10 protein-coding genes, 1 pseudogene and 1 CRISPR repeat array (1 of these 12 cut by a window edge) are annotated in these 12754 nt (G+C 37.3%); of the genes and pseudogenes, 4 read left to right on the top strand and 7 right to left on the bottom strand.

Features of this window, described 5'->3' with window-relative positions:
• The first annotated feature begins 144 nt into the window (after positions 1–144).
• Positions 145–411 carry a pentapeptide repeat-containing protein gene (locus MSBR3_RS21785; protein WP_080942440.1) on the top strand — a complete coding sequence of 89 codons (267 nt, stop codon included), beginning with the start codon at positions 145–147 and terminating at the stop codon, positions 409–411.
• Positions 412–912: 501 nt separating this feature from the next.
• The gene (locus tag MSBR3_RS15260; RefSeq protein ID WP_230627529.1) at positions 913–2007 is read left to right on the top strand and encodes a hypothetical protein; all 1095 of its coding nucleotides are present in this window, start codon (positions 913–915) and stop codon (positions 2005–2007) included.
• A gap of 168 nt (positions 2008–2175) precedes the next feature.
• On the opposite strand, the gene MSBR3_RS15255 is transcribed toward MSBR3_RS15260, so the two are convergent.
• Positions 2176–3027 carry a UbiA family prenyltransferase gene (locus MSBR3_RS15255; protein ID WP_048109050.1) on the bottom strand — a complete coding sequence of 284 codons (852 nt, stop codon included), beginning with the start codon at positions 3025–3027 and terminating at the stop codon, positions 2176–2178.
• A gap of 215 nt (positions 3028–3242) precedes the next feature.
• Entirely contained in the window at positions 3243–3503 is a 261-nt protein-coding gene (locus MSBR3_RS15250) for a hypothetical protein (protein WP_155396834.1), read from the bottom strand.
• 344 nt (positions 3504–3847) lie between these two features.
• On the opposite strand from MSBR3_RS15250, the pseudogene MSBR3_RS21160 reads away from it, so the two are divergent.
• Positions 3848–4768, top strand: a pseudogene (locus MSBR3_RS21160) (ribonuclease catalytic domain-containing protein); the annotation flags it as partial.
• Positions 4769–4795: 27 nt separating this feature from the next.
• A complete protein-coding gene (locus MSBR3_RS21155) occupies positions 4796–5701 on the top strand; it encodes a double-stranded RNA binding motif domain-containing protein (RefSeq protein WP_230628041.1) in 906 nt (301 codons plus the stop codon).
• An 84-nt stretch (positions 5702–5785) separates the two neighbouring features.
• Here the strand turns inward: MSBR3_RS21155 and MSBR3_RS15240 are convergent, their stop codons facing one another.
• From MSBR3_RS15240 to MSBR3_RS15220, 5 genes are all read right to left on the bottom strand, one after another.
• Positions 5786–6556, bottom strand: a complete 771-nt coding sequence (locus MSBR3_RS15240) for a carboxymuconolactone decarboxylase family protein (RefSeq protein WP_196296964.1) — start codon at positions 6554–6556, stop codon at positions 5786–5788.
• 210 nt (positions 6557–6766) lie between these two features.
• A complete protein-coding gene (locus MSBR3_RS15235) occupies positions 6767–7000 on the bottom strand; it encodes a hypothetical protein (protein ID WP_052723431.1) in 234 nt (77 codons plus the stop codon).
• Between the two features lie 196 nt (positions 7001–7196).
• Positions 7197–7847, bottom strand: a complete 651-nt coding sequence (locus tag MSBR3_RS15230; protein WP_048109047.1) for a hypothetical protein — start codon at positions 7845–7847, stop codon at positions 7197–7199.
• A gap of 439 nt (positions 7848–8286) precedes the next feature.
• A complete protein-coding gene (locus tag MSBR3_RS15225) occupies positions 8287–8673 on the bottom strand; it encodes a type II toxin-antitoxin system death-on-curing family toxin (protein WP_048109046.1) in 387 nt (128 codons plus the stop codon).
• Between the two features lies 1 nt (position 8674).
• Positions 8675–8926, bottom strand: coding sequence for a DUF7557 family protein (locus MSBR3_RS15220; RefSeq protein WP_048109045.1), 252 nt, complete (start codon positions 8924–8926; stop codon positions 8675–8677).
• 113 nt (positions 8927–9039) lie between these two features.
• A CRISPR array of direct repeats spans positions 9040–12754; the repeat unit is 37 nt; unit sequence GTTTCAATCCTTGTTTTAATGGATCTTGCTCACGAAT (it continues 3465 nt past the right edge of the window).

The raw sequence follows: 12754 nt of genomic DNA, 5'->3' as shown, positions 1-12754 counted from the left end.
TCATTTTTGTAACTAATTCATTTTTGTAACTAATTCATTTTTGTAACTAATTCATTTTTGTAACTGTATTTTGTTTCTACTTTTCTTAGTAAATTTTGCTGACGAACCCGTTAATCGTCTATTCTGGACTTCACTTAAACTGTTATATCAATTTTCAATACTGGTCTTTTCAATACTGGTCTTTTCAATACTGGTCTTTTCAATACTGGTCTTTTCAATACTGGTCTTTTCAATACTGGTCTTTTCAATACTGGTCTTTTCAATACTGGTCTTTTCAATATTGGTTTTTTAATATTGATTTTTCAACATTGGTTTTTTCAACATTGGTTTTTTCAACATTGGTTTTTTCAACATTGGTTTTTCAACATTGGTCTTACTCACTGTTTCTGCGATGTCGTCTACTCATTCTGAAATCAGAAAAGTTACAATGACGTTTAAGGTTAGTAAAAAATCAGAAGTCATAGCCAAAAAATTCGAAACCGCCGTAGACTAATTTAATACCAACGGTCTACTAACGCATGACCAATTGAATTCGTAAGTTGAACATAAAAAAGTGAATTTAAGATTATTTCCGGTATTCCGGTAAACAAAAGAAATTAATTCAAAAAAATATGATAATATTATAGTAAGCTAATCCCAAAATTAAGAATTGAGTTTTAAGGTGCTTGAATCTTAAGTACTCAAATTCCAAATAGTGTATAGAGTTTCTTATAACTGAGACAGCTATGTGACTTTTATAATATAAAGTGAAATTGTCTTTAGGATAAGCTTGTATTATTGGCTTTGGGATGAGCTTGCTTATTGACTTTAGGATGAGTTTGCATTCCGAAAGTTAGGTTCTGAATGTACAGTTTTAAAGTATCAAAATAGGAGGGGGTTCTGATTACGAAAGTAGTTGTCATATTGCTTGTATTGTTGTTAATTTTTGTAGCTGGATGTACTGAAAAACCGTCTCAGATTTCTAAAGGTGCAACTGCAGAAGATGCGACTGTAAAAGATGCAACTATAATTCATAAAACGTATGGAGGGTTTACTCTTCCGGAAATGCAGATGCAAGAACTAACTGTAAATAGCACAGCAGTTGTATTTACCACATCTGATACTGAAGGAAATTTCACGAAAAAATATGAAAAGCCCTTCAATGAGACTGCTTTTAAAGAACTTATCACTTTATTTGAGAATAACAAATTCCTTGAGATGAATGATAGCTATACTCCTCAGGCAGGGCAGCCTATAGTTACGGATGTAGGAACGCTTGAAATCAGTCTGATCGAGGGAAATAAATCAAAAACAGTGAAGGTAGACCCTTATTTTTCTGATTATATGCCTGAACGACTGCAAGAAATTGATTCGAAATTGCTTGAACTTAGAGCATATGCCCTTTCAACTTCCCCACAAGAGGCTGAAAGGATAGGCAGAAACTGGGTAGAAAATGCACCAACTTATAGTTATGATGGCTTTGACCTGAAGCTTGAAAACCACACAATTCTTGAGACAATACCTGAACAGCATTTCCTTACCTATACATTTACGAGCAGACAGGGTGGTTACGGAAATAGGACCGGCCAGATGACAATTCAGGTTATTACTCCACACAAAATCGAGATAATTGTCTCTGAGAAAAATGTAACATCTGCTGTTATCGACGGTGAGTGGGATGAACTTTCCCAGCAACCTATTCCCAAAGAAACTGATGCGAATGATATGAATAATACTACTGAAGCATCTGCAGAAGGAAAACTTGTAGAAATGAAATACAAAATAACTGAAGAAAAGGCACCCTGGAATAAATGGTATGAAGGAGGAAATATTCAGTTTATTAAGGCACCAACTCAGTCAGAACTGATTATTGCCTACTACGGAACTGTATATAATATTGAATTAAATGAGGTAAATAGAATAGATGGTGGTAGCCTTTCCAATTCCCCGGATGGAACTTATTACGTGGCGAAAGTAAAAGCAAACGAATCTGATAATATGAAAACTCTTGGATGGACTGACCTTTAAGAAGGCTAAACGTTTTATGAGAATAATTAGGAAAATTGAAAATATGGGAGCAGAAGATTCGTATTTTTGTCTCAAAATCTCTCTTTCCCTTCTTTTTTCCTTTCTTTTCTTCTCTTTTCTTCTTTGTGGTATTTGAAGATCAGAATCGATCAAACTGACATCATACATTCACCTGACCATCCGAATGATTATGAAAATTAAAAATGCGACCAATCCAGTCAGGTATATCCAGCGGATATAAATTCGCCGATTTACTGTTTTCAAGTCTAATAATTTACCTGTTGAGTATAGAATTACCAAATCCATCAGTAAAATGGGAAACAGATAAATCCACTCTAACCATCCTAACAAAAACGGCAAACTGCTTGCAGCAACTACCAGTAAGAAAATTGCGCCGCTGATTTTCAATGCATTTTCACAACCAACTGCCAGAGCTAAGGAACGGGACCCTGCCTGACGGTCGCCTTCAATATCCATAGCGTCTGCCGCAATCTCTTCTCCTAAGTCCGTAAGCATTAATATGACTGCGAAAAACCAGACTATTGTTTCAAATGGTTTGTTTACTGCTATACCACCAAAAATAAAAGTCATACCGACCGAAAAGCTGACCATAAGATTTCCAATAAGACCGGCCTTTTTGAACTTCCAGTTGTAAAGAAAACCCACTGCCCAGACCGGAATAATTACCAGTAAAGCCTCTAAGCTAATCAGGTAGCCTGTAATAAATCCAAGCACTGCCACAATAACGGAGAGTAAAATGACCTCTCGTTCAGTAACAAGTCCTGCTGGCAGTGGTCTTTCTGGAGCGTTTATTTTGTCAATTTCGAGATCAAAATAATCGTTCAGGATGAGAGACGCAGCCGAAATAAAAAAAATACTTAGAAACCCCAGTATAATTTCGGTTGTGGTAGGAAGTGCACCTAATGCCAGTAATTCGCCTAGTATTACGCATACTCCTGCAGTAAATGGCAGTTCAAAACGGAATAAGCGGAACAGCCCAAGGATTTTCGGTCTAAGCATAAAGTACTATAAGTAAGGAATGCTTTAATTTTTGAGTGAATTTTTAATTATTTTTAATTATTTTTACCAATTTTTAACTTTTAACCTTTTTAACTTTTTTACCCCTTCATCTTTTTAATTATTTTTGCCCGCTTTTAACTTTTTAACTTTTTTCACATCTGTTGTTTATACAGCGAGAGAAACAGGCTGCTGCATTACTTTTACCTGGCCCTGGTTCAGCCGTTACTGCTGTTCTTCTTGTCATTAATTCCAGCTGCTTTTCTGGTGGTATATAGATATAAGAAAACCCCAACGATTGACATTACTTCTAAAATTGTGAAATAAATCATTTGTGAGCTGTCACCTGAGTTATAGTTATGCCAGATGAATAAAAGGTAACCAAAGCAGTAAATCATGTTGGCATAGAACGCTTTATTGACCATGACCATGTACGACGCTATTATATTCGGAATAATTATCCAAATATTTTCTATCATTTTTCCCATCCGTTTTATTGTTGAAGCTTGTGAGAGTTTTAATTTCTTGTTGTTATAAAAAGAACCTGAATTAAGTTCCCCTTCCACTCTGTGCCTGGAAATGAAGACGCACATAAAATAATTAATTTTGAATAAAAATGCCAGTAACCAGTATATTAACTTTATTGAGGGAAGTTTTGAAGTTTCACAGTTTTTTAGAGAACCTTTAATGGAATTGTAGATTGGAGTAACATTTCAATCCTTGTTTTAGTGGATCTTGCTCTTAGATCTGAAATTATTTGCCACGATGGAACAATAATTCTTTTTTCGTCACTTCAGCGCAGCCAAAATAACGACTTATAAATATGGGCATCTCTTACTATTTTTTACTAATAAATATACACATAAGGAAAGTATACCAAATTTTGCATCTAAGTGGTACTATGCCAGATATGTTAAGAGGTATTACGATCGATGACGTGACAACCCGGGATATGGATGATGCAATCTGGGTGGAAATCACGGAAAACGGCGGCTGGCACGTTGTAGTTATGATCACGGATGTCGCAAAGGTAATTTCCAAGCATTCAGAGCTTGATCGGCTTGCAATGTCTCGGATCGAGACCAGATATTATGCAAACGGCAATAGCCCGATGTTACCCCGACGGCTTGCAGACGAGAAGCTTTCCCTGTGGCCGGAAGAGTCGAAGTATGTTCTTGCCGTGGATATTGTCCTCGGCATGAATTTGTCAATCCTCGAAACACGGCTTTTGCGGACTGTTATGATCAGCGAAGCCCGGCTATCTTTTTCTGATGTCCCCCGCATTCTCTCTGATAGCGAGCACACGCAGCACGCTCTCATCAAGCTCGCAAGCCAGCTTGCGAACGACCTTTTAACGCAGCGCCGCAATCTTGGAGCGCTGGCATTCTATGATTTGGGGCGGGGGCTGGTGACAAATGAAGAAGGGTCTATAAAACAATTGAGACGCAGGGAGGATACCATCGGCTATGTTATCATCCAGGAGCTGATGATTCTCGCTAACATGGCCGTAGCAGAGTACGCGGTCAAAAATGACATCCCTATCCTTTTCCGTAACCATACAGCCCGAAGTGTCACCCCTGAGCGAGTGGACTTAATGAAGTTGCTCGAAAGCGTAACTGTCATCCCCGAGGTAAACATAGCTGCTGTCAGACATACCACGTACATGATGCTTAGCAGAGCGGAATACGGCCCCGTTATCCTGGGCCATTTCGGACTGAACCTGGGTGCATATACTCATTTTACCTCACCCATCCGAAGGTATGCTGATCTTGTGAATCACCAACAGATCCGGGCTCACGTCCAGAACGAACCCTTGCCCCATTCCAAAGAGGAGATTCTGGCAATTGCATCGCATATCAACCTGATACACCTTGAAAACGACAAGGCTAAAAGTGAGTACATGAAGGAAAAGGCATATAGAAAAGCTGAGTCTGCCATCCTGGGAGATCGGATAGATAGTGCGAGCGATACAGACTTCGAGCTCATCACCAAATTCCTTATCCGCAAAGGTGATGACTGTCCCGAGGCCTACTGCGATGCATTCCGGAGACGCCTTGGCAAGCTGCCGATCATTTGTGCGGAGCTAGTACTATTGCAAGCCCCTTATGGCAAAAGATGGACTGAACTTAAAAGAGCATTGCTGGAGGAAATTGCAACTGCGCCTCACAAGGCAGTCTCGATCTTCGACATCGCGCAGAATATACTGGGCTGGCAGATGCCAGTATACAAAGTAACTAATACGATTCGTGGTAATTTACCGGTGTTTACTGCCCAAAGTGCCATCAGAGTAAATAATATCGAGTACCGGTCTGCTGTATATGAAGACTTGACAAAGAAAGGAGCAACTCAGCTGGCATCCGTAGACCTGCTAGCTACTATCCTGGGCTTACCAGTTCCAAACTTGAAGACCAAGATTATAGATTCGCCGGCCAGTAATGACGAAGTCACGATTAATACGTCAAGAGACCCGATTTTTGCCTTGCAGGAGTATTGTCAGGCAAAGAAACTTCCCTTACCGACTTATTCGTTTAAGGCTGAAGGACCTACCTGCAAACCTATTTTCACCTGTACCTGCACCTTTGGCTCCTCGACCAGCACCGGACAGGCAGGAAAAAAGCAGAGAGCCAAACGGCTAGCGGCTAGAGAAATGATATACACTTTAGTGTCCGAGAATTAATGCCGATCTTAAGACTGTAACGGGAAGCGTCCTGGTTCAATGGATCTTGCTCTTGACTCTGAAAAAATGATTCTTGAATCTATTTTAAAGATTTGCGAAGACCTCTTTTGCAGTGTTTATGCCGTTTAATGCAGCAGGAAATCCGGCATAAACGCACATAAGGATTATAGTTTCAATTATTTCTTCTTTTGTTAATCCGATGTTTAAACCTGCTTTGATATGGAAAGCAAGCTGAGGCCTGGCAGTACCCATGGCTGTAAGTGCAGCTATTGTAGCGATCTGCCTCATTTTCAAGCTCAAGTTCTTCCTGCTGTAAACATCACCATAACCGTATGCAATAATATATTCAACCATGTCCGGGGCTATATCATCCAGATTTTCCTTCAGTATTTGCATCTGGTTTTTTTCTAACTGTGATAGCATCTCAAGTCCGATTGAAAATCTATCTCCGTTTTTGTCTTCTTTAACAGGTTCAAAAGTTATTTTTCGATCTTTTATGACCTCCTTCAGTACATTTATCGCATTTAGTGAACCTGGAAATCCGCTATAACTTGACATCTGTATTATAACTTCCAATATTTCTTCTACAGAACAGCCCACGTTTAATGCCCCGTTAATATGGACATTTAATTGAGGTGCGGCATTTCCCATTGCGGTCAGTGCAGCTACAACTGCAATTTCTTTTTGCTTTAAACTGGTACTCTCCCTCGAATAAATATCCCCAAAAGAAAACTCAATGATGTATTTACCCAAATCTGGAGAAATACTCTCTAAACTTTTAACTATCTCTTCCCCTACTTTCCCATCGATTTCTTTTAACTTCAACCATCCTCTTTCATATCTTTCATTTTCCATAATATTACACTCCATAATATTACACTCCACAATATTACACTCCACATCTATACTCAGTATTTTATTTCAATTCCTATATAATTGGGACCCATTTCCTGGTTGAACTGTGTATGATAACTTGAAACAATTTATTATCCAGGTTTCTAAACTTATCTAATAAAAATATTTTCGATATGGAACGGTACTATTTCAAGAAAATTTACAATTTTATCACTCTTTCGTAACAAAAGCAGGATACTGGTCTTTAGATAATGTTCTTGTAAGTTTATCTGAAGCGAAATCATAATACGTTGGAATATACTCAAACCTAGATTTTTCGTTCTCCAGGTAAAAGCTTATTTTTGTGTCAAAGGCAACCGGACGACAGTTATCATTATCTGCTGGCATGTCCCTGTATGGCAATTGCTGTTCTTTCCGGCTTAATTGACTGTTTTCCAGCTGCAAATTAAGTACTCTTTATGTAATTCCTTCCATCGTATGCTCGCGGACAGTGGAAGAAACCAATCTCATTATTCCGGTAAATCCTGGAGGGACATTTGCGCTCTGCCAGTTCGTATCGAAACACGCTTACGCTGTTAAAATATTTTAATAGCACTCTTTCTTTTATCCAAATATAAATGCATCATAGACCAACCACGTATCATAGACCAACCACGTTATACACTATAACCAGGCTTATAGATAGGGCTATACAAAAGTTGAGTATTCCGTTAATCGAAAAACGTCTGGACTTTATAAACTCCTTGATTGATCCATCCTTCAATGATAAAATACCTGCTGACATGACCAGAAAAGATATGAACAGTGTTGTCAAGAGGAAAGGTCGCTCATGTGGATTTACCATTCCAGAAACCAGCTTAACATCTGTTTGGAAGTCGGCGTTACTTATTTTTATGTGATGCATCCCTGATACTTCAGGCGTAAATGAAAAGTAATCTTTAGCTCCTCTTTCAGTCCCTCGTGACCCGCCAACTGTGGATCCATAGAAATCTTTCTCCCAGGAATGCTCTATGTTTCCTGGATCAACTATGATGATTCTTAACAGTTCAGAGCTGGAGTACGGTTCCTCTGTTTTAAACACAAAGGTCACCACTTCGTTTTCAGTAAGTATGACTTTGTTATCGATATCTTTTGATGGTCCGATAGAGTCGCTTAAAATCTCTTTACCTGAGACATATTCTCCCATGTAAAGAAAAAGGCCTGAAAGTAATAAATTAAAAACAGAAACCATCCAGATAACTTTAAATACGAAACTAGTTAATTTGTTCTGTCCTTTAATTTCGACCACCATCTATTCAATTAAAATGCTTGTCTGTGCATTTAAACATAAATTGTCCTGTATGAACTACTTCTTTGAGAATAGATGTAAGGCCTTAGTACTTTTTAACTTTATGATTTTTTCCTGTGAATTGCTTAATACTTAATAATCCATGAAAAAACAAAAGGCCACAATATTCATAATTACTTAACTATTGGTAGATTTTGCTCACGAAGTGGTATAGCATCGTCAATATAACTACTTGATTCAGAGTTTCAATCCTTTTTTTAGTGGCTCTTGCTCACGAATAGTTCTCCACCTCAGCGCTACTTGCTAGTATCTTGTTTCAATCCTTTTTTTATTGGATCTTGCTCACGAATAGTAGCATATTCAGGCATGAAAAGACACTGGTAAATAAAATAGACAATCTTTTGGGTTATTTTTGATAACCTCCATCTTAACAAAATAATTTTTATTGTTTAATGGTATGATTAATAATCCATTCTTCAATTTCAGCCGGCTTCATCTCGTTTTCAGTTGCTGCAACCTTGACTATAAATTCTATCGTTTCTTGTGGAGTAGATGTAAGTGTATACCCACTATCCTCAAGAACAAAATTCATTGCTTCGTATCCCGTTCTTTTATTTCCGTTAAAAAACGGATGTCTTGAGACAATGGTATAAACTACAATTGCAGCATTTTGAAAAACGGTATTAGCTCCCTTTATCATATATTCAAACATTAACTCTAATGTAGCAAGAGATCTAATTGCAGGCGTATAATCGTCAGGATTCTCCTCTTTGTCATAGTCAATCACTCGTTGATGAATTTTTAAGACATCAATTAAGCTAATCAACATATCACTTTCTTCCGAGTGCGTCTAAGATCTCTTTGTCTTCTATGAGTTTCCTATCCAACCATGCATCAAAATCTTTGACATGTGATTCTCTTCGTTCGGTGTTCTCTTCTTTTGGGAACATTGGTTTATACTCTGCAGTTTCTTTAACTTTAACAATGAGCCGTTTGATAATGGAATTATAAGACTCGTTTTCTGTAATCTTAAATTCTTTAAGTGATTCCTTTACATCTGGGTCAATGGCTATAGTAGACATATATTATAATATGTTATAACAGAATATTAACATATCTAACTCAACATAGGATCGACTCTAATAGAATTTACTAAAATGGTTTGTTAGTATTCTTTGTAAGTATGCGTTCATTTGTTTCAATCCTTGTTTTATTGGATCTTGCTCACGAATACATAATTTCTATAGAAGAAGGAAAAGAAAATAAGTTTCAATCCTTGTTTTAATGGATCTTGCTCACGAATATGGGGTTAACCCTGGCTGACATCAGCCCAGCATCGAAGTTTCAATCCTTGTTTTAATGGATCTTGCTCACGAATATGGTGGTATACAATGACTGGAACAGCTTTAATTTGTTTCAATCCTTGTTTTAATGGATCTTGCTCACGAATTATGCTTTTCTCCGGGCAAGTTATCACGAAAACCCCGTTTCAATCCTTGTTTTAATGGATCTTGCTCACGAATACTAACAAAACCGGTTACTCTATTATTTGACCATAGTTTCAATCCTTGTTTTAATGGATCTTGCTCACGAATCAGACATAAGACACCTAGAGCCAGCACTATAAGAGTTTCAATCCTTGTTTTAATGGATCTTGCTCACGAATCGGTTAGGTTGATTAGCACAAATGCTAGCTGAATTACGTTTCAATCCTTGTTTTAATGGATCTTGCTCACGAATTACATCACCGTCTAGTAGGTTTGTTTGATACATAGGTTTCAATCCTTGTTTTAATGGATCTTGCTCACGAATCATTGATTTGCCCTTTAGATAATAACTCTTTATAAGTTTCAATCCTTGTTTTAATGGATCTTGCTCACGAATGACTGGCTGAAGTACGTAGAGGATCAGCAGGGATGTGTTTCAATCCTTGTTTTAATGGATCTTGCTCACGAATAATGGAAAGTCATACCTTAGAACTTGGGATGATTTTCAGTTTCAATCCTTGTTTTAATGGATCTTGCTCACGAATTTATTGTTGAAGGATTGAAAACAATTGAAGTAAGGAGGTTTCAATCCTTGTTTTAATGGATCTTGCTCACGAATAAGACTGTTACTTTGTATTTTTCAGAGGATTCAGTTTCAATCCTTGTTTTAATGGATCTTGCTCACGAATTTTGGAAAATTTAAGGCTAAATTAGAAAGTAAATGGTTTCAATCCTTGTTTTAATGGATCTTGCTCACGAATAGATCATTGCACCGCTATAGACGACGGCATAACCTGGTTTCAATCCTTGTTTTAATGGATCTTGCTCACGAATTAAAGCAAATATCCTGTATCTAGTTGAAGACGGAGAGTTTCAATCCTTGTTTTAATGGATCTTGCTCACGAATGGCAGATATTAAGATGATAGCTGAAGATCCTGCCGGTTTCAATCCTTGTTTTAATGGATCTTGCTCACGAATCATTGGTTCCACCCCCATTTCTGTAGTAATTCCTCTGGTTTCAATCCTTGTTTTAATGGATCTTGCTCACGAATACAGTATCGAGGAGGAAGTTTGTAAGGTGTGGATTCCTGTTTCAATCCTTGTTTTAATGGATCTTGCTCACGAATTTTGCTCATTGTTTTCAAACCTCTTATGTTACTATTTGTTTCAATCCTTGTTTTAATGGATCTTGCTCACGAATACTACAGGCAGGGCAGATTCATGATATATATTTTACTGAGTTTCAATCCTTGTTTTAATGGATCTTGCTCACGAATCATAAGCATTAATCCCAATATTGGGATATTCACCGAAGTTTCAATCCTTGTTTTAATGGATCTTGCTCACGAATCATAAGCATTAATCCCAATATTGGGATATTCACCGAAGTTTCAATCCTTGTTTTAATGGATCTTGCTCACGAATCTTAATTTCCAGATTGGGCAAGAGCTTCTTAAGTCGCGTTTCAATCCTTGTTTTAATGGATCTTGCTCACGAATTTTTTTAATTATTTTTGTTGCTGGTAGAGCTTGCCAGTTTCAATCCTTGTTTTAATGGATCTTGCTCACGAATTTATATTTTATACTGCATATGGTATGTATTTATACTAGTTTCAATCCTTGTTTTAATGGATCTTGCTCACGAATAGAGGCCCCTGAACTGAAAGTTAATTGATTCTACGTTTCAATCCTTGTTTTAATGGATCTTGCTCACGAATCCTGATTCCCATACCGTTTGTAATATTATTATTTTGTTTCAATCCTTGTTTTAATGGATCTTGCTCACGAATAAGACGAAAGAATTGTATTATTGACTACATTTGAGTTTCAATCCTTGTTTTAATGGATCTTGCTCACGAATTGTGTACGGGCAGATTCTCAAAGGAATTATGAAAAAGTTTCAATCCTTGTTTTAATGGATCTTGCTCACGAATCGGGGGTATGGACGTTACAACCTTTAGAGATCCAGAGTTTCAATCCTTGTTTTAATGGATCTTGCTCACGAATGGAAAGAGCTTATCAGATGAATCAAATTCGATTGAAGTTTCAATCCTTGTTTTAATGGATCTTGCTCACGAATATTTTTACGATGCGGAACGTGCAGTTGAATTCGAGTGTTTCAATCCTTGTTTTAATGGATCTTGCTCACGAATAGCATATGCTAAAATGCACGTGTTTCCTTCTTTATCGTTTCAATCCTTGTTTTAATGGATCTTGCTCACGAATTACAAAGCTTGATCATTTCGTTGTCACAACGATGGAGTTTCAATCCTTGTTTTAATGGATCTTGCTCACGAATGAGTTGACTGTTATATTGCCATTGATAGAAAACTAGTTTCAATCCTTGTTTTAATGGATCTTGCTCACGAATAGCCTGAATGCTGGCGTCAGTTACCGTAATTCGAAGTTTCAATCCTTGTTTTAATGGATCTTGCTCACGAATAAGTTGTAACAGATGATGAGATATTGGAAGCTGGTTTCAATCCTTGTTTTAATGGATCTTGCTCACGAATAGAAAAAAGACCCGAAATTATATTCCTTGAAAATGTGTTTCAATCCTTGTTTTAATGGATCTTGCTCACGAATGTCAGCACTTCTCGCACGAGCATGAAAAATAGACTGGTTTCAATCCTTGTTTTAATGGATCTTGCTCACGAATTTGTGTTTCTTTTGTTGATTCTGCTATTATTTGATGTTTCAATCCTTGTTTTAATGGATCTTGCTCACGAATGAGTATCTGAGCATTATCCAGAGGAGATCCTACTCGAGTTTCAATCCTTGTTTTAATGGATCTTGCTCACGAATGAAGCTTACGAGGAAGATAAATCATGACTGAAGACAGTTTCAATCCTTGTTTTAATGGATCTTGCTCACGAATCCTTTGCCTTTGCTGGTCTTGTCAAGCACTATATGTTGTTTCAATCCTTGTTTTAATGGATCTTGCTCACGAATTTTCGCTAAGTTTTTCCAGTCTATTTTTCCATTCAGGTTTCAATCCTTGTTTTAATGGATCTTGCTCACGAATAACGTTTCCGTCGAGTATTTTTTGAGTTCCTGCGCAGTTTCAATCCTTGTTTTAATGGATCTTGCTCACGAATCTGACGTCAATTTGGAAGAATTAGTGAAAACATTAGTTTCAATCCTTGTTTTAATGGATCTTGCTCACGAATAGGATCTTTCATTTTTATATCAAGTGGGTTCCATATGGGTTTCAATCCTTGTTTTAATGGATCTTGCTCACGAATCGTTGGGCACTCGCCCTTTTACAATACATAATAAGCATGTTTCAATCCTTGTTTTAATGGATCTTGCTCACGAATTTAATCCTTCAATAATTAAAGAAGCCCACGGTTGTCGTTTCAATCCTTGTTTTAATGGATCTTGCTCACGAATATTTACAGAAACAGAAAATAAGTATCTCCA

The organism is Methanosarcina barkeri 3, from assembly GCF_000970305.1.
In the GTDB taxonomy this organism is placed as follows: Archaea; Halobacteriota; Methanosarcinia; order Methanosarcinales; family Methanosarcinaceae; genus Methanosarcina; species Methanosarcina barkeri_A.
Note: the sequence above shows the minus strand (reverse complement) of the source record. Positions and strands in the feature narration are given on the sequence as shown.